The sequence below is a fragment of the Arthrobacter jinronghuae genome (genome assembly GCF_025244825.1).
In the GTDB taxonomy this organism is placed as follows: domain Bacteria; phylum Actinomycetota; class Actinomycetes; order Actinomycetales; family Micrococcaceae; genus Arthrobacter_B; species Arthrobacter_B jinronghuae.
The window spans coordinates 1,515,206-1,536,802 of sequence record NZ_CP104263.1; the positions used below are offsets into that span (position 1 = coordinate 1,515,206).

Below are 21,597 nucleotides of genomic sequence, written 5' to 3' on the forward strand. Positions count from 1 at the left end.
GGGTTGAAAGGGTTTCGAAAGCGGCCCTGGACAGCAAAAAGCGGGGTCCCATGACGTTGGGACCCCGCTTCCATAGGCAGGCAGTTACTGCTGGCCGGCTGCGGGCAAGCCGCGGCCCAACCGCAGAACCGGGTTAGACGCCGTAGTACAGCTCGAACTCGAACGGGTTCGGGCGCAGTGCCAGCGGCAGGATTTCGAATTCACGCTTGTACGAGATCCAGCTGTCGATCATGTCCTGGGTGAACACGCCGCCGGCCTGAAGGAACTCATTGTCGTTCTCCAGGGCAACCAGTGCCTCTTCGAGCGAGGCCGGGGCCTTCTGGATGTGCTTGGCCTCTTCGGGCGGCAGTTCGTAGAGGTCCTTGTCGATCGGGTCAGCCGGCTCGATGCGGTTCTTGATGCCGTCCAGGCCCGCCATCAGCTGCGCGGAGAACGCCAGGTACGGGTTGGAGGAGGGGTCCGGAGCGCGGAACTCGAGGCGCTTGGCCTTCGGGTTGGAACCGGTGATCGGGATGCGGATAGCGGCGGAGCGGTTGCCCTGCGAGTAGACCATGTTCACGGGAGCTTCGAAGCCCTTGACCAGGCGGCGGTAGGAGTTGACCGTCGGGTTGGTGAAGGCAAGCACGGCCGAAGCGTGCTTCAGCAGGCCGCCGATGTACCAGCGGGCCAGATCGGACAGACCGGCGTAGCCCTTCTCGTCGTAGAACAGCGGCACGCCGCCGTTCCACAGCGACTGGTGGCAGTGCATGCCCGAACCGTTGTCACCGAAAATCGGCTTCGGCATGAAGGTGGCGGACTTGCCCCAGGCATCGGCCACGTTCTTGACGATGTACTTGAACTTCTGCAGGTCGTCGGCCGCGTGGGTCAGGGTGGTGAACTTGTAGTTGATTTCAGCCTGGCCGGCACCGCCGACCTCATGGTGGGCGCGTTCGACTTCGAGGCCTACGTTGTCCAGCTCCACGCTGATGGCGTCGCGCAGGTCGGCCTGCTTGTCCACGGGTGCCACGGGGAAGTAGCCGCCCTTGTACGGCGTCTTGTTGCCCAGGTTGCCGCCGTCTTCCTCGCGGCCGCTGTTCCAGGGCGCCTCAATGGAGTCCACCTTGTAGAAGCTGCCCTTGGGGGAGGACTCGTACTGCACGTTGTCGAAGATGTAGAACTCGGCCTCGGAACCGAAGAAGGCCGTATCGGCGATGCCCGTGGAGGCCAGGTAAGCCTCGGCACGCTCGGCAACGCCGCGCGGGTCGCGGTGGTACGGCTCGCCGGTACGCGGGTTCACAATCGAGAAGTTCAGCGCGAGGGTCTTCTCGATGCGGAAGGGATCGACAAACGCCGTCGTCACATCCGGGATGAGCTGCATGTCGGACTCTGCAATGCCCTGGAAGCCGCGGATGGATGAGCCGTCGAACAGCTGACCGTTGACGAAGAAATCGGCATCTACGGTTTTGGCCGGCACGTTGAAGTGCTGCTGCACTCCGGGAACGTCGGTGAATCGGATGTCGACGAACTTCACTTGCTCGTCAGCGATGAACCTGAGGACTTCGTCCGCGTTCTTGAACATCGTTTATGTGCTCCTATACAACTGTTTGGGTGGAAGACCTCGGGCTGCAAGACCTGGCTGGCGCCGGGCCCTTTGAACGTCCCGCGCGTCACCTTGACCCTAAAGGGGCATGGTTTCCCGGCGGTGACGCATGTGTTTCCGGTACGTTACGCAGTCGATGGTCTCCCTTCCACCCTATCCGCAACCATGGGGGACAGTGATAATGGAGGGTGCCTTTCCGCCGTTGCCACCCGGGTAGTCTTTAACCGTGGTCGATAGAAGCGATATAGGTTCCTGGCTGGAAGGCCCTCCCTCCGATGAGAGTACGTGGCCGGGCAAACGCCTCGGCCGCCCGCGTACCGGACCGGGATCCATTGCGCGCGTCGGCCCCCGGCTGGGTGCCTTGGTCATTGACTGGGCCATCGCCTCACTCATTGCCTACTGGCTCTTCGGCGGAGATGACTTTGCCATCCTGGCGATCTTCGCCGTAGAGCAGATCCTCCTCGTCAGCCTCCTCGGCTACAGCATCGGTCACCGCGTCTTCAGCCTGCAGGTGCAGAAAATGGACGGCCGCGCGGCGGGAATTCCGGCTGCGATTGTCCGCACGCTGCTGCTGTGCCTGGTGATCCCGGCGGTGGTGTTCGACGCCGACCAGCGCGGCCTGCATGACCGCGCCATGGGCACGGTCCTGGTGAAGGTGAAGCACTAGGCTTCCACCGGACCTCGGAATCTGGCAGATTCCGGGTATGAAACTACTGATTCTGGGCGGAACCGCCTGGCTGGGTCACCACACCGCCGTCGCTGCACTGGCTGAAGGTCACGACGTCACCTGCGCCGCCCGCGGCAGCTCCGGCGAACCGCCGGCCGGAACGAATTTCCTCAGGGTGGACCGCGACGCCGACGACGGCCTCGCAGCAGCCGCACAGGAGCACTGGGACGCTGTCATCGACGTCTCCCGCCAGCCCGGACAGGTGCGCCGCTCCGTCCGCGACCTGAGGGCCGCCGCGGGATTCTATGTGTTTGTCTCCACCGGCAACGTCTATGCCAGCCAGCGGGAATTCGGCCAGGACGAGGATGCCCCGCTGCTGGCACCCCTGGCGGCAGACGTCATGGAGAGCATGGAAAGCTATGGTCCCGCCAAGGTCGCCTGCGAGCAGGCGGTCACTGACGGCTTCGGCGACGGCTCCCATGCCATAGTCCGTGCCGGGCTCATAGGCGGCCCGGGGGATACCTCGGGCCGCAGCGGATACTGGCCGGTGCGCTTCGCCCAGGGCGGCTCAGTCCTCGTGCCGGACGTGCCGAACCAGCCGACGCAGCTCATCGACGTCCGGGACCTGGCACAGTGGCTCGTGCTCGTGGCTGAGCAGCGGACCGCCGGAGTGTTCAACGCGGTGGGGGAGACGCTGCCGTTCTCAGGGCACCTGGCCGAGGCAGCGTCGGCAGCAGGGGTCAGGGAGCCAGATGCGCGAGACTCACGGGTGGCGGATTCCGCCCTTCCGCCGATCACCGTACCGGCCCCGCCGCAATGGCTCAGTGAACAGGGCGTGAACGAGTGGTCCGGTCCCCGGTCGCTGCCGCTCTGGCTGGAAGATCCGGACTGGCACGGCATGAACGCCCGCTCCAATGCACGCGCGCATTCCGCCGGACTACGGCTTCGACCGCTGCGGCAGACGCTCAAGGACACCCTCGCCTGGGAGGAAGCCGCCGGCGTCGGACGTCCGCGGGGAGCGGGACTCACCCTGGCGGAAGAACACGACCTGCTGGTCCGGCTGGCGGACGCGGATTCCCTGCTGCCGGATGGGACCTAAGGGCAAAACAAAAGGGCCCCCGGTAAAGGGGGCCCTTTTGGTGGAGAATCGGCTAGCGTCCGCGGGTTGCCTTGCGGTCCGGACGGGCGCGGTACGGGTCGATGCCCTTGGGGATCGGCAGGCGGGTGCCGAGCGCCGAGAGCCGCTTGTTGACGGTGGCGACTTCCTGCTTGGTCAGTGCCTTGGGGAGCTTCTTGGCCGTGGTCGCCACCTTGGACAGCGGAACCTGGCCTTCGCCGCGGCCGGTGTGGATGACCGTGATCGGAACCTTGGGGACGATCCGGTTCATCCGGCGCCGTTCGCCGTCGGCAAGTGCCTTGGCGCGGGCGGGCGAACCTTCGGTGACCAGGACGATGCCGGGACGGCCGATGGCACGGAACACGGCTTCCTGGGTGCGGGGGTTCACGGCGACGGGCTGTTCTTCCAGGATCCAGCCGCGGCGCAGCACGCTCAGGGCGGCACCGGAGGCTCCCGGCTGGCCTTCAATCTGTGTGAATGCCGCCCGTTCGGCACGCCGGGACAGGATGAATACTGCCGCGAGCAGGCCGAGCGGGATGGCGATGATGAGCATCGTGATCCAGTTATCGATCAGGAAACCGATCAGCAGGCCCACGGCGATGATGCCGAGGAACGCGCCGAGCATCAGCCATACGACGTTGGGGTCATTGCGCCGGGTCATCTTGAAGACCTGGGCAATCTGCTTCATGCGCCCTTCCTTCTTGGGCTTCTTTTCCCCCTTCGGCTTGCGGGAAAAGACGCCTTTGCGGGCGCTCTGGGATGCGTCTGAATCGGTGCTTTTGGCCATAATGAGTTCATTCTACGTGATGTGAGGCGTGCGGTTAGGAACGTTGTGCGGTTAGGCGGAATACGGTACACAGGGGTTGGCGCAGTGCCCGGGGGACCGGGCCGCCGTCACCTGCGGGCGAGGATGGAGGAGGCTTCCTGGAGCGTGCTCCCGGAATCCTCGATGTGGGCCAGCTGCGGAGGCAGTTCGCGTCCCTTGCGGCGCATGGCCGTAGCCCAGAGCCTTCCGGCACGGTAGGAGGAGCGAACCAGGGGACCGCTCATCACGCCGAGGAAACCCAGTTCTTCCGCCTCGGTATTGATTTCGACGAATTCCTGCGGCTTGACCCAGCGGTCCACGGGCAGATGACGTTCGCTGGGGCGCAGGTACTGGGTGATGGTGATCAGGTCGCACCCGGAGTCCCGCAGGTCCTTCAGAGCTCCGGAAATCTCCTCACGCGTCTCACCCATGCCCAAGATCAGGTTGGACTTGGTGACCATGCCCATGTTCTGGCCCTGCGTGATGACGTCCAGGGAGCGCTCGTACCGGAAGGCAGGCCGGATCCGCTTGAACAGGCGGGGAACCGTTTCCACGTTGTGGGCGAAGACCTCGGGCCGGGCTTCGCAGATGTCGATGATGTGCTCCACTTTCCCGGAGAAGTCCGGAATCAGGATCTCGACGCCGGTGCCTGGGTTCAGTTCGTGGATTTTGCGGATCGTTTCGGCGTAGAGCCAGACACCCTCGTCCTCGAGGTCGTCGCGGGCCACACCGGTGACCGTGGCGTAGCGCAGGTTCATCTGCTGGACCGAGCGGGCGACTTTGGTGGGTTCCATCAGGTCCAGCGGCGAGGGCTTGCCGGTGTCGATCTGGCAGAAGTCGCAGCGCCTGGTGCATTCGGACCCGCCGATGAGGAACGTTGCTTCACGGTCCTCCCAGCATTCGAAAATATTGGGGCAGCCTGCTTCCTCGCAGACGGTGTGCAGGCCTTCCTTCTTGACCTGCTTCTTCAGCTCCACGTATTCAGGGCCCATGTTTACCTTGGCCTTGATCCATTCGGGCTTCCGTTCCACGGGGACGGCGGCGTTGCGCTGTTCAATGCGCAGCAGGCGCCGTCCTTCAGGGGCGAGGGTCACAGCAGGGCTCCTTTCGGCCGGCTGCCGGCAGGGACGGCGCCGATGCCGGGGGAGTTCTTCGAGGGGGTGGTGCCGGTCAGGTCCGCCTCACGGGCGGCAAGTTCGTCTTCCACGCGGGCGACGACGTCGGCCGGGGACACTGCTTGTCCCGTCTCGGCGCTGATTGACGTGGTTCCCGCGTCGCTGATGCCGCAGGCAATGATCTGGCTGTACGGCGCCAGATCATTGCTGCAGTTCAGCGAAAATCCATGCATGGTGACGCCTTGGTGGACGCGGATGCCGACGGCTGCAATCTTCCGGTCCGGAAGTCCGAAGGGCTGCCCGTCTCCGCGGACCCACACCCCCGAACGGCCTTCGACGCGGACCCCGGGGATTCCGTAGTCCTGCAGCACGCTGATGACAGCCGCTTCCAGGGCGTCAACATAGGCCAGCACACGCGCGGGATCGGAGAGCTTCAGGATCGGATATCCCACCAGCTGTCCCGGACCGTGCCACGTCAGCTTCCCTCCGCGGTCCACGTTGACCACTTCAGTTCCGTCAAAAGGCCGCTCGTGCGGCTCGGTACGCCGCCCGGCGGTATAGACAGGGGTGTGTTCAAGCAGCAGCACCGTGTTCGGTGCCTTGCCCTCAAGAACCTGCCGGTGCAGCTGCTGCTGGAGGTCCCAGCCTGCTGAATATTCCACGTAGTGCGGAGACAGGCCTACGCGGGTGAACTCCAAAGCCATGGCCCCTAGCCTAGACCTCCATAGACGTAATGTGGACCACACTTCAGGCGTGCCCGGCCGGCGCAGTTCCCCGGCGTCCCGCACCCGTCCCGCTACCCTGTGGATAACTGCTCCGCGGACCGGGCGGAGGGTAAGACTTTGCTTTCATGGACACGACCCAGCCCGTGGAACCCCCGGCGAGAGATTCCGCAGCCAGTGGCGGTATTCCACTGCCTCCCGCGCCTGCTGCACCCGAAGTGCCGGGTTTCCGCGTAGAGCGATTGCTGGGAATGGGCGGCAGCGCTGCCGTGTGGCTTGTGCGGGACGACGACGGCGCTCCGTTCGCGCTCAAAGTCCCGGCAACCGGGGCAGAAGGGGCACTCAACGCCTTCGAAGCCCGACGGGAAGTCAATATTCTTGCCCGCCTGGAGCACCCGCATCTGCTGCGGATGCACGCGGTGGTCGAGACGAATCACGGCGCGGGGCTCCTCAGCGGATACGCGGCCGGCGGGAGCGCGGCGGGTCTGGTGGCCGCCCGGGGGCCGGTCCAGCCCGGAGAAGCGGTCAGCATCCTCGTGGGGATAGCGGAAGCCCTGGGATATCTCCATTCGCGGGGTGCGGCCCACGGGGACGTATCTCCGGGAAATATCCTGTTCACCTCGGAGGGCAGGCCGCTGCTGGCGGACTTTGGGTCGGGGCGACTGCTGGGGGAGCCCGGGGTGAAGCGGCCGGGGACGCACGGGTTCGCTGCGCCGGAGGCCGCTGACGGGGAAGGGTCCGGGCTGGGTGCGGCAATGGATGTGTATGCGTTGGCGGCGGTGGGCTGGTTTCTGCTGACCGGACGCACTCCGCCGCCCAGCCGCGACCGTCCCCCGCTGTCGATTCTGGTCCCGGACGTGGGCCGGGAGTTGCCGGCCCTGCTGGAGGCGGGATTGGCGGAGGATCCCGCCGAACGGCCCGCAGCTGGGGAATTTGCGGCGGCGGCATACCGGGGCGCTCCCGCGCTGCCCGTGGACCTGGTGGCCGCTGTCCATCCGGATGTCCATCCCGAACTGCTGACGCGCCGGACCGGCTCCGCCGGGTCCGCGACTCAGAAACGGACACGCCGGTGGCGGAAGCGTGGCCCGTCCGGAAGAGCTGGCGGGCCGGAACCGGAACGGGGACGCAGCAGGGCACTTGGACGCAGGCAGGGTCGCGGAAGCAGGCAGGCGAACGGAAGCAGGCACGATCGCGGACGTAGGCAGGCGAACGGAAGAGGCGGAGTGCCGGGTGCAGCGGGAATCAGCCGGTGGGGAAGGGACAGGCTGGACCGTCAGCACGCAGGACGCCGCCGCGTATCCCGCAGTTCCCCCGCTGGAAGCCGGGTGTTTCCCGTGGCAGCCACAGTGGTGGTTGTTGCGGTCCTGCTGCTTGCCGGCATAGCGCTCGCCGCCCCTGATCTCCTGCGTGCCCGTGGTGCAGGTGCCGGTGAGCGGGAAGGTTCACCCGGCGGTTCCCGGGGTGCCCCGAGCACCTCCGCACCGGTGGCGGCACCTTCGCAGCCCGGCGCATCGACGGCCGAAGCTCCAGCACCGCCCGCAACGCGGGAAACCGCAGAAACCGTGGAAACACTCCTGGCAGAGACCGCGGCCGAGGACCCCGCGCAGGCCCTGCCCGCGCTCGCCGAACTGCGGAGCAGGGCCTTTACCAGCGGGGACCCCGCCCTGCTTCACCATGTGAATGCTCCGGGGTCAGAAGCGCTGCAGGCGGACCAGGACCAGGTCGCCCGGCTGGCTGCGGAAGGGCAGGCCCTGTCCGGCCTGGCCATGGAGGTATCCGTGGTGGACGGCAGTCGGACTGCTCCGACGACGCAGGAAACGGCAACGGCCGAACTGCGGGTTCGGATGCAGGTTTCCGGCTACACGCAGGTTGACAGCGCCGGGGCGGTGCTGCGTTCCGCACCAGCACAGCAGCAGGAGGTGCTGCTGGTGCTGGTGCGGAACGAGGGACAATGGCGGATCAGCCGGATCCTGGCTCCATAGTGAAGCTGCTGGCTACACGGACAAGTCATTGGCGAAAGATAGGATCATTCCATGAGTCCAACTGCATACCTCCGTTACCCCGATCTGCACGGGGACCTCCTCACTTTTGTCGCCGAAGACGATGTCTGGATGGCTCCCGTCAGCGGCGGCCGCGCGTGGCGGGTTTCCGCGATGCAGCTGCCCGCCCGCAGCCCGAAGTTCTCCCCGGACGGGAGCCGGCTGGCCTGGCAGGTGGTCCAGGGCGGTGCCCCGGAAATCGTCACGGCCGACGTCGACGGCGGGAACTTCCGGCAGCTGACCTTCTGGGGCAGCCAAAGCACGCGGCTCAAGGGATTCAACTCCGCCGGACACGTCATTGCCACCTGCTCAGTGGAGCAGGAGGACACCCGGCTGCGCTGGGCATTCGCGGTTCCTCTCGACGGCACGGCGCCGGTGAAGCTTCCGTACGGCCCGGTGGAGACCATCGCTGAAGGACCCGCAGTCGGCGACGAACGCCCGATGGTGATCGGGAGCATGCTCACCCGTGAGCAGGCATGGTGGAAGCGCTACCGCGGCGGGACCGCGGGAAAGCTCTGGATCGACGCCGACGGCAATGGAGAATTCCTTCGCCTTGTGCCGGAACTGGACGGCAACCTGTCGGACCCGATGTGGATCGACGGCCGGGTGGTCTTCCTTTCGGACCATGAAGGCTACGGCAACCTCTATTCCGTGACGCCGCAGGGGAACGATCTTCGCCGGCACACCGACTTCGAAGGCTTCTATGTTCGTCACGCCTCCTCCGACGGCAGTCGGATCGTGTATGAATCGGCGGGACGTATCTGGCTCCTGTCTTCGCTGGACGCCGAAGCGCAGCCGCTGGACATCGTCCTGGGCTCGGCGCGCACTGCCCGCCGGCCGCGTCCCCTTAACGTCGCAAAGCATTTGTCAGCGGTTGTTCCGGATACCAAGGGAACCGCCAGCGTGGTGGAAAGCCACGGAACCCTGCACTGGCTGACCCACCGGGACGGGCCGTCGCGCGTGATCGAAGCAGACTCGGCCGTCCGCGCCCGTCTGGGCAGGCCGTTGGACGGGTCCCGTGCCGTGTACGTGGCGGACCGCAACGGAGAAGAAGCGATCTACATCAAGGATGTTTTTGCCGACCTTCCCGCGGATACGGCGAGTGCGGCTGCCAAGGAAGGGGTGGGGATTCCTGCTGCCGGTGCCGGTGAGGGCGACGGTTTGGTTCTGCCCAGCCCGGTGTCCGCGACCGGTGCTGCCGTTCCGGCCGCCCAGGAGATCGGTGACGGAGCCGGAGACGCCGGAACGGGCAACGCCGCGGTACACGGCGCAGGTGCGCAGGAGGGTGCCGCAGCCGACGCCGCCGCCGGCGTCGTCCGCGTAGGGTTCGGCCGCCCGACCCGCGTCAGCCAGCTCGTTCCCAGCCCGGACGGACAGCACGTGGGAGTCTCCACCGAATACGGTGAAGTGTTTGTGTTGGACGTCGCCACGGCCGAGCTGTTCCCCGTTGCGTCCACCGGCTTCGGTGCCGTCGACCAGCTGGCTTTCTCTCCGGACTCGCAGTGGCTGGCCTGGGCCGAACCCTCCAGCGGCGAGGGACGGTCACGGATCCGCCTGCGGTCCGTGCGGGATACGGCAGCCCCCGTGATCGATATAACCGACGGCCGGTTTACCGACCATGATCCTTCGTTCACCACTGACGGCCGTTACCTGGCGTTCCTTTCGGAGCGCAGCTTCGACCCGGTGTACGACACCCACCGGTTCGACCTCAGCTTCCCGTCCTCCACGAAACCGTTCCTCGTTGCACTGGCAGCCGGGACGCCTTCGCCGTTCGGCCCGTCGGTGTCCGGGACTTCCATCGCTGCTTCCAAAGCCACGGCGGAGTCCGCAACCGAATCAGACGCGGCACAGGACACGGTGGCGCCGGTGCAGGTGGACGCCGAGCGGATCGGCGACCGCCTGATCGCCGTGCCGGTACCTCAGGGGCGCTACGAAAAACTCCGGCCGGCAGAGGGCGGACTTCTCTGGCTGGCCTCCGACATCTACGGGGTGACCGGCGACGGCCGGGCTTCGGCCGCGGACCGTGATCCGGCCTCCCGGCTGGAGCGCTTTGACCTGGCGAAGAAGGACGTCTCCGTCCTGGTTCCGGCGTTGGACGATTTCGAAGTCAGCGGCGACGGCACCAAGATAGTGCTGCGCCACGAGGGCAGCGTCCGGATGGTCCCCGCTGCCGCCCGGGTGGAGGAGGACTCGGCCGACAACGTCCGCGTTGACCTGGAGCGCATCCGGGTCCGGATCGATCCCGTGAAGATGTGGGGTCAGGCATTCGACGAAGCGTGGCGCCTGCAGCGGGACTTCTTCTGGGCTCCGGACATGGGCGGGCTGGACTGGGAAGGCGTCCACGCCCGGTACCGCCCGCTGGTGCAGAACCTCGGCAGCCATGACGACCTGGTGGACCTGCTGTGGGAAATGCATGGCGAACTAGGCACCTCCCACGCCTACGTCACTCCCGCGCCGGTCACTGAACAGGGATCCGGGGGCCAGGGTTTCCTCGGCGCCGATCTGCGCCCCGGGGCCGGCGGGTGGGAAGTGGTCCGGATCCTCGGGGCCGAGTCCTCGGATCCGGAGGCCACGTCTCCCTTGACGGCTCCAGGAGCCGGCGTTCACCCCGGTGATGTTATTGCCGCAGTGGACGGGCAGCCGGTTCCGGCGAACGAGGGACCGGCAGTCCTGCTCGCCGGTGCCGCCGGCCGCACCGTCGAACTGACTGTTGTGTCCGCCGGCAAGGACGGCGCACCGGAGCAGCGGCGGATCGCCGTCGTTCCGCTGCGAAGCGAGGAACGCCTGCGTTACCAGAACTGGGTCAGCGCCAACCGCCGCATCGTGCGGGAAGCCTCCAACGGTGAGTTCGGCTACCTGCATATCCCCGACATGATGGCCAACGGGTGGTCGCAGCTGCACCGGGACCTGGACCAGGAAGCGTCCCTGCGCGGCCTGGTGGTCGACGTCCGGCGGAACCGCGGCGGGCACACGTCCCAGCTGGTTGCCGAGCTGATCGGGCGGAAGGTCACGGCCTGGAGCAACCCTCGAGCGGGCACGCCCACACCCTACCCGTCACATGCTCCGCGGGGGCCGGTAGTGATCCTCACTGACGAGTTTGCCGGTTCCGACGGCGACATCGTCACCCAGGTCTCCAAGCTGCGGGGCATCGGCCCGGTAGTCGGCACGCGCACCTGGGGCGGGGTCGTCGGAATCGACGGACGCTTCAGCCTGGTGGACGGAACCGCGGTGAACCAGCCGCGGCACGCCTACTGGTTCACGGGCGGTGCCGGCTGGGGCGTGGAAAACCGTGGAGTGGAGCCGGACATCGAGGTTGCCTTCCCGCCGCACGCCTATGTGTCCGGGGACGACCCGCAGCTGGAACACGGTGTCGGCATCCTGCGCGAAATGCTTTCCGAGCTGCCGACGGACGAGCCCCCGGCCATGACGGGCTACCCCGTCCTGCAGCCCGCCCCGTTGCCGCCGCGCCCGCAGGACCGGGAGGGGGAACGCGTGCAGGAGAACGTTGACCTGTCGATTCCGGCCCCGGTATCGGCAGGCACGGGCAGCACCGACGGAACCAGGGACAACCGGCACTGACATCCACGCCAAAGGCCCGGCTCGGGGGAGCCGGGCCTTTGGCGTACCCCGAGCGTCTGAACCCGGTACGACAGGCGGCGGACCGGCGGCGTGGTGCTCCCGTTCCGGCCCCCGCCCGGCTGTCCTCGGCGCCTGGCCGATAGTGTCACCGGGCCTCCTGCGGTGCCTATGCCGGCCGCTCGATGGATAGCCCGGTTACCGGCGTTGTCGGCAGGTGGCCGCAGGAGTAGGCTCGAAAACATGGGCGCTAGCTCGAATTCCCCGCAGAAGCACCCGGTCGCCGTCGGCGTTTCGGACGGCCACGCCATCGGCGCCGACGGTTCCCGACCCGGGACCGGGGAATGAGCACCGGCATCCGCCCGCCGCACCTGCGCTGGGCACCCATCGCCCTCGTCTTCCTCGGCGGCGGCGCCGGTGCGGCCAGCCGCGAGGGCCTCACACTCCTCATCCCGAACCTGGGTGAGGTGCCCGTGGCTATCCCGATCATCAACGTGGTCGGCGCCTTTCTGCTCGGCTACCTCTACGAGGCCGTCACCCGCATGGGCAGCGAGCCGACCGGCAAGAACCTCAAGCTGCTGCTCGGGACCGGTTTCTGCGGCGGCTTCACAACCTACAGCTCGCTGGCCACCGACACCGCCGTGCTCTTCCGCGACGGGCTGCCCGGGGCCGCACTGATCTATGCCTTTGGCACGGTGCTTGTTGGTGCCTGCGCCACCTGGGCAGGCATCGCCGTGGCGAGCGGCATCAATGCCCGAGGTCCGGGCCGGCGGGACAACGGCGGGCAGGAGGCTGGCTCATGACCCCCGGGATTTTCCTGTTGCTGGCGCTGGCCGGCGGGTTCGGCGCCGTGGTGCGGTTCATCGTGGACGGGCTGATCCGAGACCACCTCAAGACGTCGTTCCAGTGGGCGACGACGATCATCAACGTCTCCGGCTCCCTCGTGCTCGGCCTGCTCACCGGCGTCGTTTTCGTGCACCTGGTGCCGACTGACCTGAGCTATATCATCGGCACCGGATTCCTCGGCGGCTACACCACCTTCAGCACGGCGAGCTACGAGACGGTGCAGCTGATCAAACAGGGCCGCCATGGCGCGTCGTTCATCAGCGGCGTGGTTATGCTCGTGCTCTCGGTGGCGGCCGCCGCGATCGGCCTATGGGTGGGGGCGGCGCTGTAAAGCGAATGCCGCTGTGGCTGTCTATCAGGTGCGCTTGGCCGCGGGAATGTAGTGGGCAATCACCAGGAACACCCATGTGGTGAGGATGTACGGCCAGGTGTAGGTGGGAGCTGAAAGATCGTGCATGATCACTGTCACCACCGCAGTGACCACCGTTCCGATCACGGCCAGAATCCACGAGAGCGTGCTGCTGCGGAGGAAGACCACGGCGAGGGCAATCGTGGTGAGTACACCGGAGTAGCCGGCCAGGCCGTTGGCCGTCTCGGTGAGGGCCTCTCCCATTGCCAGGGCGCACAAGCTGCCCACCACACTGCCGAGCAACCCGGCCAGCCCTACTTTCCAGCTCGCGACGAACAGGCCAAGCAGAATGAGTGCCCCCGACCAGACGTTGTTGATCAGTACCACTTCAGAGACATTCGTCAGCAGGGAGCGTGCAAAGGCGAGCGATTCGGAATCGATGGTGGCCGACGGCGCCGAGGTCACGTGCAGTGCCTCCGTGCTGAGCAGTATGCCCGTCGCGACGATGCAGAACGGTGCCGTCGTGGACGGCAGGGAGAACACCCTCAGTGGTGTCTTGGTGAACAGTGCAACCACCAGCCACGTCACCGGGGCACAGAGTAAGCCGCCGATGAGCGCGATGGGATACGCCGCCCACTGACCCCCAATGGTTGAGAACGTCGCAGCCCCAACAAGGGCGCCGCAAAAACCTTCCAGGCCTGATGTCACCGAGGACGAATCGGCCTTGAGCAGGCGCCCTCCCACCGTGTTTCCCGCGCAGCCAATCAGCACGAGCACGGCCATGCGCCAGTCGGCCACAACGAAGGCGGCCAGGATCAGCAGCGCCGTGTAAATATTGCTTTGGAAGAAGATCTGCGACAGCCCCTGGCCCCAGCCCTTCAGCCAGCCCGCACTGGAGATGGATGGGGTCGGTGATGCCGTACCGGCGCTGCTCATATGTGCTCCGTTCGCGGGGCATCGTCAGGCGGCGCGCCCTTCCCGGGCTCCTGCCCCACCTCCGGCCGGCCCGGTGCCCTCGTACCGCCTCCGGTGCCGGCCCCGCCGCTCGCCAGCGCCCATCGCTCCTCCACATGACCCAACCTCCAGTACGCGGTAGAGGTCAACCAGACCAGTATCAGCGTGGCCACGACGATGTAGCCCACGTTCTCAAGGTCGATGGCAGCTACCCACCCGGTGAGCGGGTCCCGCAGCCCGAGCTTCTCATTCAGCAACCCGACCAGCTCAATGCCGCCGATCATGACGGCAATCATGACTGAGAGCCCGGTAATGGTGAGGTTGTAGTACAGCTTGCGAACCGCGTTGACGCTCGCCCATCCATAGGCTTTCACCATGACGGCTGAATCGAGCGTGTCGAACAGGCTCATGCCTGCGGCAAAGATCAGGGGCAGGCAGAGGACGGCATACCAGGGAAGCCCCGTCGCTGCCCCGGTTCCGGCCAGCACCAGCAGGGCAATCTCGCTGGCGGTGTCGAAGCCGAGTCCGAACAAAAAGCCAACGGCATACATCTTCCCCGGGCGGTCGATCGTCCGAAGCATCGGCCGGATGAGGCGGCTGATGAGGCCTCGGCCCTGCAGGTGCCGCTCCAGCTCCAGTTCGTCGAGGTCGCCATTGCGCGAGGCCCGCCAGACCTTGAGGATTCCGATGAACGCCACGGTATTGATGAGTCCGATGAGCAGCAGGAAGACTCCGGAGACGACCGTGCCGAAGACACCGAGACCATTGCGGACGGCATTGCCGTCGTCGCTGAGCCCCACTGCCCAGCTCACACCGAGCGCCAGCAGAGCCGCCATGAGGAAGACGATGGTGGAGTGACCGAGGGAGAAGAACAGCCCGACGCCGGCGGCCGGCCTGCGCAGGTCCACGAGTTTGCGGGTGGTGTTGTCGATTGCAGCGATGTGGTCGGCGTCGAAGGCATGCCGCACGCCGAGCACATACGCCACCACTGCAATGCCCACCCCGAAGACGGAGGAACCCAGCTGCAGATGCAGCGGCTCGACCAGGAAGAAGAACAGTCCGAAGCCCGCAATGTGCAGGAGCACGACCGGGATGAAGGCACGCACCACCTGTGCCCGGTAGGAGCGCCCCTGCGTCGCGGCTTCCTCTTGCATGTTGTTACGCACCGTCACACCCCTCTCTAGCTCTTTCGGATTACGGGTGCCCGCTTCCCAGTCAGCAATTCATGCACCGCTGATGCAGCGGCAGTGTTTGCGGCCGCCACAGCTACGGTGTCGTTGCCCACCAGGCGCATCCACACACCGGCATCGCCGGGTAATGTGCTCACCCCGAAGATCAGGTCACCGCCGCTCTCGGTGAGCGCCCGGTGCAGGGTATCGGCGAGCTGGGCCGCCGGAACAAGGGGCGTGAAGACGTAGAGCATGGCGAGCACATCGTGGTTGGCAAGCACGCCCAGCCCGCCGACGCCGGAGATTGCTCCGTCGGCTCCCGCTCCTGGGCTGAGCCGAACCCGGTCGAGGGCAACCAGCCTGCCGTCCGGCCGCCGCACCTCGAGGTCGGAGGCGTACACATCGTAGGCGTGCCGCTCCCCGCGGGCGAGCCTGCCCGCGTACATGGTGTCGCCGAGCAGCAAGGTTGCCGACTCGTCGATCACCACCGATGTCTGCTGGTAATAGCGCGAAGCAGCGAAGGGCACCACTGGCTCGGGCAGGTACTCCACATACCCGCCTTCTTCTACCGTGATGTTCATCAGCGCGGAGGCGTAGTCGTGGTCCATGCGGTAGACCCTGGTCTGGGTCTGAGTGGTGATGTGCGCCGAAGTGCCGGGGCCGAAGCCCAAATCGGTGCGCAGCCGGTCTCCCTGCAGAATGCCGCCGCCTGAGGACATCAGGTAGGTGTAAGCCATGTCGGGGCGCAGCTGGTTGAAATAGAGCGGATGCATGATCTGCAACGGCGACTTCTGGTAGTGCTGCACCAGCTCGGTACGGCCCCGGTTGCAGGCGAACCCAAGCTGCAGAATGCCGACTTTGCCCGGGCTGCCGACGGGGAGGTTCCTCCACTCTTCCTCGGTGTGCCGCCGAACTTCGGCAGGCACCCGGCCTGGCTCATAAAACGCCGGATCCAGCCGGTAGCCGCCCGTGCCCGGTGCCGTCCGCCCGGCGTCGCCGGAAACCGGCGGACGGGGGAGAGGGCTCACGCCCGCGAGACCGACGGCACCCGCCGCGGTGTTCCCGGCGGGTGCCGGTGCGCTTCGCGGATCCGTAGCCCTGAGCGTCATCCTATGAGCTCGGTTCTGGCACCGTTCCACTGCGACATGATTTGTTGGTGGAGTTCATCGACGCCGAACCCGGTGAGTGAATTGGTCAGCACCACGGGCCGATCCTCGCGTACCCGGTGTGCGTCGGACTCCATCACGTTGAGGTCGGTGCGGACATACTGCGCGATGTCGATCTTGTTGATCACCAGGATGTCGCTGTCGGTGATGCCGGGACCGCGCTTGCGCGGCATCTTCTCGCCTTCAGCGGTGTCGAGCACGAACACGAACACATCGGCAAGCGCCGGTGAGAAGGTAAGCGTTAAATTGTCGCCGCCCGACTCGTAAATGAGCGTGTCGATGTCGGGAAACCGTTCCAGCATCTCCGCGCCGACGGCCAGGTTCATCGTTGGATCGTCGCGCACGGCCGTATGCGGACAGGAGCCGGTTTCGACGCCCATCACCCGCTCGGGGTCGAGGATGCCGGCCAGCTCCCTGCGCACGTGGTGGGCATCCTCCTGGGTATAGATGTCATTGGTGATGACGCCGGGGGTGCGCCCGGCCTCAATCAACAGCGGCACCAGCGCTTCCGTCAGCGCCGTCTTGCCGCTGCCCACGGGCCCGCCGATGCCGATCCTCAACACGTTCTCACTCATGAAGTCCTCGTTTCCAGTGGATCTGCTGTTTTCATGTGGGCGCTCATCGGCGCCGTTCCGTTCGGGTCCGGGCTGCCGTCCTAACTGGCGAACAAGCGTGCCTCGGCCCTCTCATGCTGTGCTGACATGACATCCGCCATGGGCGCAAAGCCGCCAAGATCGGTGAGATTGCGCTCCAGGGCGGCCTCCGTCACCTGCTCCATGACAGGGGATGTCTGAAGCAGGATGGCCTGCGCCTGCCGGTGGTCGGTCAGCCTCAGGCGAAGGGCTGCCCCGACGAAGCTCGCCGAGAAGGCGAACAGGTCCGATGCCACGGCCTGCCGGGTCGCGACTCCGTTGGCTGCGTACACCACCGCCGCCGCGACCGGCTGGCAACCGGGTGTGCTACGCAGCCGTACCCGCTCGCCATACTCGGCGAGGAGTCCCTGGTCAATCAATTCGGCCCCCAGATCAATCAGCTGGTGGCCGCTGCGTACGGAGGCGGTGCGCATTTCTGCGTTCAGTTTCGAGGCGAACAGCCGCTGGTCGACCTCCTGCACAAGTTCGATGTCGCCGTCTGCCGCGGCGCGGTGCGCTGCAGCAAGTGCCGTTGCGTCCCCGGGGCCGACGGAGTGCAGCAGCAGATCGGCCAGCAGCTGCTGCACTCCGTCAGCAGACACGAGCCGCGCCTGCCTGTAACCCTCGAGCCCATGCGACATCGTGTAGAAGCCGCTGGGAAACGCCGAGTCAGCGAACTGCAGGCTGGTCAGCAACTGGCGTACATCCGACATGCCGTGTCCCTACGCGAGAAAGAACAGCTGGGTCATCGGCAGGGACTGGGCCGGCGGGATGGTGGCCAGCGTGCCGTTGTACGTCACGTCGTATGTCTCCGGGTCCACCTCGATCACAGGCGTCGCGTTGTTGCGGACCATGTGCTCCTTGCCGATGCCGCGGCAGCGTTGCACCGGCAGCACCTGGCTCTCGAGTCCGAGCCGCTCCGGCACGCCCTTGTCGATGGCCGCCTTCGACATGAACGTCACCCGTGTGCTCTGCAGCGCCTTGCCCTGCGCACCGAACATAGGCCGGTAAAACACGGGCTGCGGGGTGGGCAGTGAGGCATTCGGATCACCCATCAGTGCCCAGTTGATCAAGCCGCCCTTGACGATCAGCCGGGGCTTGGCACCGAAGGATTGGATCGGCCAAAGCACGATGTCGGCGATCTTGCCATCCTCCAGGGAGCCGATGTAGTCGGACACGCCCTGGGTGATGGCCGGGTTGATCGTGATCTTGGCGAGGAAGCGCAGCACCCGGAAATTATCGTTGTCGCCGCTGTCCTCCGGCAGTGCGCCGCGCTGGTCCTTGCAGTGGTGGGCGATCTGGAAGGTGCGCATAAACGATTCGCCGATGCGACCCATTGCCTGGGAGTCGGACGAGACCATCGAAATGATCCCTTCATCGTGGAAAACCGTCTCCGCGGAGATCGTCTCGGCCCGCACCCGGGAATCCGCGAAGGCGACGTCTTCGGGGACGTCGTGGGAGAGGTGGTGACACACCATCACCATGTCGAGCAGCTCATCCACCGAATTGACGGTGTAGGGCAGGGTCGGGTTCGTCGAGGACGGGAGCACGTTCGGGTGGCCGGCCACCTTGATGATGTCCGGGGCGTGGCCGCCGCCGGCACCCTCGGTGTGGAAGGTGTGGATGGTGCGGCCGTCGATGGCGTCAAGGGTGTTCTCCACATAACCGGCCTCGTTGAGGCTGTCTGTATGCACCGAGATCTGCACATCGTAGTCATCGGCCACGGAGAGTGCGTTGCTGAGCGCAGCCGGCGTCGTGCCGTAGTCCTCGTGTACCTTGAGTCCGCATGCGCCGGCCTCGACCTGTTCTATCAGGGCATCGGGCAGCGAGCCGTTCCCCTTGCCGAGGAAGCCCATGTTGACCGGCATCCCTTCGGCCGATTCCAGCAGCCGGGCGAGATTCCAGACGCCGGGAGTGGTGGTGACGCCGTTGGTGCCGTCGGTGGGTCCCGTGCCGCCGCCGAAGAGGGTCGTGATGCCGTTGGAGAGGGCAGCCAGCGCCTGTTCCGGCGAAATATAGTGCACGTGTGAGTCGATGCCGCCGGGGGTGGCGATGAAGTGCTCGCCGGCCAGCAGTTCGGTCCCGGGGCCAACCACCAGGCGCGGATCGACTCCGCTCTGGGTGTGCGGGTTGCCGGACTTGCCGATACCGGCGATCTTGCCGTCACGCACACCGATGTCGCCCTTAATGACACCCAGCACCGGGTCCAGGATGATTGCGTTGGTGATCACCAGGTCAAGCACGCCTTCCGCGGAAGTTGCCTGGGGATCGGCCGCCATACCGTCACGTGCGGTCTTGCCGCCGCCGTAGACCACCTCATCACCGTAGTGGCCCTCGTTGTAATCCTTCTCGATCTCGATCACCAGATTGGAATCGGCCAGGTGGACCCGGTCGCCGGTGGTCGGACCAAAGAGATCGGTATACTGCTTACGCGAGATTTTCGCCATCACTTCTTCCCCTCTTCTGGGCGGCCCGTTTGTGCTGCAGGGCCCGCGTTGTTTGCACTGGGTTTGGAGCTCGGTTTTCCGTCGGAAAATCCGAGTTCCTTCATCCGCGCCATGGCCCGGATCTTCGTGGCCGCAGAGTCGAGGCCGCCGTCGACGAGGTTGTTGAAGCCAATGACCCGCCGGTTTCCGGCGTAGGCGGTGAGGGTCACCTCGCGGGTGTCACCTGCTTCGAAGCGGATTCCGGTGCCCGCCGGCACATCGAGGTGCATGCCGTAGGCCAGTTCGCGTTCGAACAAAAGCGCCTTGTTGGTTTCGAAGAAGTGAAAGTGCGAGCCGACCTGCACGGCCCGGTCGCCGGTGTTGCTCACCAGCAGAGTGACGCTTGGCCTGCCAGCGTTGATCTCGATGTCCTCTTGCTTGTGGTGGTAGGTGGGGCTGCCCAGCATGGTTTTTCCTTCCCTTGCGGCGCAGCGTCGCTGCACGTGGCGTTTCGATGGGATCTGCGGTCAACTCGAACGGATCGGGGCGGGGTGGTGATGCGGGTGGCTGTTGGCCGCCCCGTGGTTGTGGGGATGGCCGCTGTCCGCGTCAAAGGCGTGTGAGTGCGCGTAACCGTGACCGTGATCAGCCTGCAGTCCGGCGTCAATACCGGTGGAGCCGTGGCTGAGGTTGTGCAGTGCGTCGCGAACACGCTCGCCGATAACGCGAAGCACCGCCTGCTCGCTCAGCAGCGCACCGTAGAACCGGGCCTCGGCGAAACCTCCCTCGCCGAAGGGCACCGCTTCACCGTGCACGGTGGCCACCCGCCGAAATCCTGCGGGAACAACCACCGTTTCCGTGCTGCCGAGAAGACCCAGCCGCCGTACGGCCTCCAGGAGTGCATCCGCGTCAGTGACAGCGGCAACCTCCACCAAGTTGCCCGCCCCGTGCGTGCGCACCAGATGCGCGATGCGGTAGAGCTCCGCATCATCGAAGGGATTGGCGGCGTCCGCGACGATCAGCACTGCCGCCTCCGGTGCCAGCCTGCGCACCTCCACAGCGGCGGTCCGAAGCCACGCCGTGAGATGGTCGCGGGTGCCGAATTCGTCCGCCAGGGCCAGCGGGGCCCGGGCGGCACCGTGCGGGACTGCTCCTGCTTCGAGCCAGCGGAGCGTCTTCGCCGTGTCCGCGACGAGGGTCGGGTTACGGCCGAAGGTCATCGGCAGCACCACGACGGGCGCAAGGTCCGCTCCGTCGGCCCTGTCCCCACGCAGCCGCGTGAGGACATTGTGCAGCGGTCGGCCCGCTGGGGTAATGAGGGCGCCCGGAACGGAAGCCGTGATGAAGGACAGATCCACCCCGTTGTCGCTCTCATGTCCTCCGACCAGCACCACCGTCGCACCCGGCTCGATGGGCCAGGTCAAGTCACACCCCGATGGGATCGTGACAGGAGACGAGCTTGCTGCCGTCGACGAAGGTTGCCTCGATCTGGAGGAGCGGCAGCCTCTCACGCACGCCGTCCATGCATTGGCTTTCGGAGACGATGTTCTTGCCGAGCTCCATCACCTCGGCCACGGTCCTGCCGTCGCGGGCGCCCTCCAGAATCGCCTCGCAGATGAGGGCGGTTGCCTCGCTGACATTCAGCTTGGTGCCCCGGTCGCGCCGCTTCCGGGCCAAATCCGCGACTTGGTACACGTAAAGCTTGTCGATTTCTTTGGGAGTAAGGTTCATCTCTTTACCTTCAGACGCAGTTGCGATCCGGTCGAAACCGCTCCCTTGGCGCAGGGGCCAAGCTCGCTTGAAAACCACGCTACGCGGGCCCAGCTGGGACCAACACCCCGTCCTGCCGGAAGCCGGCGTGCAATCCGGTATTCGGTTCGGGCAGGCCGGCCGAACGAGGAGAGGCCCGGACCGCAACAGCTGCGGTCCGGGCCCCGGGGGCGTGAAGGCCTAGGACTCGAGCGTCGCGTCCATGGTGATCTCGATGCCAGCCAGCGCCTGCGAGACCGGGCAGCCGGTCTTCGCCGACTCGGCAATATCGTCAAACTGCTCCGCCGTCAGTCCGGGTACCACGGCACTGACCACAAGGTGGCTGCCGGTGATGCCCGTGCCCGGAACGAAGGTCACGTCAGCGGATGTGGAAATCCGCTCCGCCGTCTTGCCTGCCTCGGCAAGCGCGTTGCTGAAGGCCATCGAGAAGCAGGCCGAGTGGGCCGCGGCAATAAGTTCCTCAGGGCTGGTCTTGCCGTTGGCTTCTTCGGCGCGGGCCTTCCACGTGACGTCGTAGGTGCCGAGTCCGGAGGAGTCGAGGGTGACGTCTCCCTTGCCGTTGAAGAGGTCGCCGTTCCAGACGGTGTGGGCTGAACGGACTGTAGCCATGGGGGTCTCCTTAAACAGTGATGGGACGGGGCCGGCAACAAGCCGGCGCACCATCC

General features: G+C 66.1%; 20 protein-coding genes. 6 read left to right on the top strand and 14 right to left on the bottom strand.

What is annotated here, in order from left to right; translation table 11 throughout:
• Nucleotides 1-133: 133 nt before the first annotated feature.
• Nucleotides 134-1,558, bottom strand: a complete 1,425-nt coding sequence (glnA, locus tag N2K98_RS06995; protein ID WP_255798070.1) for a type I glutamate--ammonia ligase — start codon at nt 1,556-1,558, stop codon at nt 134-136.
• A gap of 247 nt (nt 1,559-1,805) precedes the next feature.
• On the opposite strand from glnA, the gene N2K98_RS07000 reads away from it, so the two are divergent.
• Nucleotides 1,806-2,246, top strand: coding sequence for an RDD family protein (locus N2K98_RS07000; protein WP_255865313.1), 441 nt, complete (start codon nt 1,806-1,808; stop codon nt 2,244-2,246).
• 37 nt (nt 2,247-2,283) lie between these two features.
• Nucleotides 2,284-3,345, top strand: coding sequence for an NAD-dependent epimerase/dehydratase family protein (locus tag N2K98_RS07005; RefSeq protein ID WP_255865314.1), 1,062 nt, complete (start codon nt 2,284-2,286; stop codon nt 3,343-3,345).
• Nucleotides 3,346-3,397: 52 nt separating this feature from the next.
• Here the strand turns inward: N2K98_RS07005 and N2K98_RS07010 are convergent, their stop codons facing one another.
• From N2K98_RS07010 to lipB, 3 genes are all read right to left on the bottom strand, one after another.
• Nucleotides 3,398-4,150: a DUF4191 domain-containing protein gene (locus N2K98_RS07010; protein WP_255865315.1), complete on the bottom strand. Its 753-nt coding sequence runs from the start codon at nt 4,148-4,150 to the stop codon at nt 3,398-3,400.
• A 107-nt stretch (nt 4,151-4,257) separates the two neighbouring features.
• Nucleotides 4,258-5,262 carry a lipoyl synthase gene (gene lipA, locus N2K98_RS07015; protein ID WP_255865316.1) on the bottom strand — a complete coding sequence of 335 codons (1,005 nt, stop codon included), beginning with the start codon at nt 5,260-5,262 and terminating at the stop codon, nt 4,258-4,260.
• Nucleotides 5,259-5,987, bottom strand: a complete 729-nt coding sequence (lipB, locus tag N2K98_RS07020; protein WP_255865317.1) for a lipoyl(octanoyl) transferase LipB — start codon at nt 5,985-5,987, stop codon at nt 5,259-5,261. Before lipB ends, lipA begins: the two co-directional genes overlap by 4 nt.
• Before the next feature lie 146 nt (nt 5,988-6,133).
• Here lipB and N2K98_RS07025 point away from each other — a divergent pair, with 146 nt between their 5' ends.
• The 4 genes from N2K98_RS07025 to crcB all read left to right on the top strand — a co-directional run bounded on the left by N2K98_RS07025 (nt 6,134) and on the right by crcB (nt 12,797).
• On the top strand, nt 6,134-7,987 hold the full coding sequence (locus tag N2K98_RS07025) for a protein kinase domain-containing protein (protein ID WP_308219821.1): 1,854 nt from the start codon (nt 6,134-6,136) through the stop codon (nt 7,985-7,987).
• Nucleotides 7,988-8,038: 51 nt separating this feature from the next.
• Complete coding sequence (locus N2K98_RS07030; protein ID WP_255865319.1) at nt 8,039-11,623, top strand: S41 family peptidase; 3,585 nt, start codon at nt 8,039-8,041, stop codon at nt 11,621-11,623.
• A gap of 341 nt (nt 11,624-11,964) precedes the next feature.
• Nucleotides 11,965-12,423, top strand: coding sequence for a fluoride efflux transporter FluC (locus tag N2K98_RS07035; RefSeq protein WP_255865320.1), 459 nt, complete (start codon nt 11,965-11,967; stop codon nt 12,421-12,423).
• Complete coding sequence (crcB, locus tag N2K98_RS07040) at nt 12,420-12,797, top strand: fluoride efflux transporter CrcB (RefSeq protein ID WP_255865321.1); 378 nt, start codon at nt 12,420-12,422, stop codon at nt 12,795-12,797. The genes N2K98_RS07035 and crcB overlap by 4 nt, the downstream gene beginning before the upstream one ends.
• A gap of 24 nt (nt 12,798-12,821) precedes the next feature.
• Here crcB and N2K98_RS07045 read toward each other — a convergent pair whose 3' ends face one another.
• The 10 genes from N2K98_RS07045 to N2K98_RS07090 form a co-directional block, all read right to left on the bottom strand.
• Nucleotides 12,822-13,751 (bottom strand): urea transporter, encoded by a 930-nt coding sequence (locus N2K98_RS07045; protein WP_255865322.1) that lies wholly within the window; start codon nt 13,749-13,751, stop codon nt 12,822-12,824.
• Nucleotides 13,748-14,923: a HoxN/HupN/NixA family nickel/cobalt transporter gene (locus N2K98_RS07050; RefSeq protein WP_255798060.1), complete on the bottom strand. Its 1,176-nt coding sequence runs from the start codon at nt 14,921-14,923 to the stop codon at nt 13,748-13,750. The genes N2K98_RS07045 and N2K98_RS07050 overlap by 4 nt, the downstream gene beginning before the upstream one ends.
• A gap of 26 nt (nt 14,924-14,949) precedes the next feature.
• Nucleotides 14,950-15,966: an urease accessory protein UreD gene (locus N2K98_RS07055; protein WP_255865324.1), complete on the bottom strand. Its 1,017-nt coding sequence runs from the start codon at nt 15,964-15,966 to the stop codon at nt 14,950-14,952.
• 77 nt (nt 15,967-16,043) lie between these two features.
• On the bottom strand, nt 16,044-16,679 hold the full coding sequence (gene ureG / locus N2K98_RS07060) for an urease accessory protein UreG (protein WP_255798058.1): 636 nt from the start codon (nt 16,677-16,679) through the stop codon (nt 16,044-16,046).
• Nucleotides 16,680-16,759: 80 nt separating this feature from the next.
• Nucleotides 16,760-17,338 (bottom strand): urease accessory protein UreF, encoded by a 579-nt coding sequence (locus tag N2K98_RS07065; RefSeq protein WP_260554129.1) that lies wholly within the window; start codon nt 17,336-17,338, stop codon nt 16,760-16,762.
• A gap of 120 nt (nt 17,339-17,458) precedes the next feature.
• Nucleotides 17,459-19,183, bottom strand: coding sequence for an urease subunit alpha (gene ureC / locus N2K98_RS07070; protein ID WP_257794425.1), 1,725 nt, complete (start codon nt 19,181-19,183; stop codon nt 17,459-17,461).
• Entirely contained in the window at nt 19,183-19,629 is a 447-nt protein-coding gene (locus N2K98_RS07075) for an urease subunit beta (RefSeq protein WP_255798055.1), read from the bottom strand. The genes ureC and N2K98_RS07075 overlap by 1 nt, the downstream gene beginning before the upstream one ends.
• Nucleotides 19,630-19,689: 60 nt before the next feature.
• Entirely contained in the window at nt 19,690-20,586 is an 897-nt protein-coding gene (locus N2K98_RS07080; RefSeq protein WP_255865327.1) for a hypothetical protein, read from the bottom strand.
• 1 nt (nt 20,587) lies between these two features.
• Nucleotides 20,588-20,893: an urease subunit gamma gene (locus tag N2K98_RS07085; protein ID WP_255798053.1), complete on the bottom strand. Its 306-nt coding sequence runs from the start codon at nt 20,891-20,893 to the stop codon at nt 20,588-20,590.
• A gap of 219 nt (nt 20,894-21,112) precedes the next feature.
• The gene (locus N2K98_RS07090) at nt 21,113-21,541 is read right to left on the bottom strand and encodes an OsmC family protein (RefSeq protein WP_255798052.1); all 429 of its coding nucleotides are present in this window, start codon (nt 21,539-21,541) and stop codon (nt 21,113-21,115) included.
• Between the last annotated feature and the right edge of the window lie 56 nt (nt 21,542-21,597).

What these genes read in the sequence shown, in the direction of transcription:
- N2K98_RS07050 (WP_255798060.1), bottom strand. Translation starts at nt 14,923, where the DNA reads ATGCAAGAGGAAGCCGCGACGCAGGGGCGCTCCTACCGGGCACAGGTG.
- glnA (WP_255798070.1), bottom strand. Translation starts at nt 1,558, where the DNA reads ATGTTCAAGAACGCGGACGAAGTCCTCAGGTTCATCGCTGACGAGCAA.
- N2K98_RS07090 (WP_255798052.1), bottom strand. Translation starts at nt 21,541, where the DNA reads ATGGCTACAGTCCGTTCAGCCCACACCGTCTGGAACGGCGACCTCTTC.
- N2K98_RS07010 (WP_255865315.1), bottom strand. Translation starts at nt 4,150, where the DNA reads ATGGCCAAAAGCACCGATTCAGACGCATCCCAGAGCGCCCGCAAAGGC.
- N2K98_RS07035 (WP_255865320.1), top strand. Translation starts at nt 11,965, where the DNA reads ATGAGCACCGGCATCCGCCCGCCGCACCTGCGCTGGGCACCCATCGCC.
- lipB (WP_255865317.1), bottom strand. Translation starts at nt 5,987, where the DNA reads ATGGCTTTGGAGTTCACCCGCGTAGGCCTGTCTCCGCACTACGTGGAA.
- N2K98_RS07075 (WP_255798055.1), bottom strand. Translation starts at nt 19,629, where the DNA reads ATGCTGGGCAGCCCCACCTACCACCACAAGCAAGAGGACATCGAGATC.
- N2K98_RS07005 (WP_255865314.1), top strand. Translation starts at nt 2,284, where the DNA reads ATGAAACTACTGATTCTGGGCGGAACCGCCTGGCTGGGTCACCACACC.
- N2K98_RS07030 (WP_255865319.1), top strand. Translation starts at nt 8,039, where the DNA reads ATGAGTCCAACTGCATACCTCCGTTACCCCGATCTGCACGGGGACCTC.
- crcB (WP_255865321.1), top strand. Translation starts at nt 12,420, where the DNA reads ATGACCCCCGGGATTTTCCTGTTGCTGGCGCTGGCCGGCGGGTTCGGC.
- N2K98_RS07085 (WP_255798053.1), bottom strand. Translation starts at nt 20,893, where the DNA reads ATGAACCTTACTCCCAAAGAAATCGACAAGCTTTACGTGTACCAAGTC.
- ureG (WP_255798058.1), bottom strand. Translation starts at nt 16,679, where the DNA reads ATGAGTGAGAACGTGTTGAGGATCGGCATCGGCGGGCCCGTGGGCAGC.
- N2K98_RS07045 (WP_255865322.1), bottom strand. Translation starts at nt 13,751, where the DNA reads ATGAGCAGCGCCGGTACGGCATCACCGACCCCATCCATCTCCAGTGCG.
- N2K98_RS07025 (WP_308219821.1), top strand. Translation starts at nt 6,134, where the DNA reads ATGGACACGACCCAGCCCGTGGAACCCCCGGCGAGAGATTCCGCAGCC.
- ureC (WP_257794425.1), bottom strand. Translation starts at nt 19,183, where the DNA reads ATGGCGAAAATCTCGCGTAAGCAGTATACCGATCTCTTTGGTCCGACC.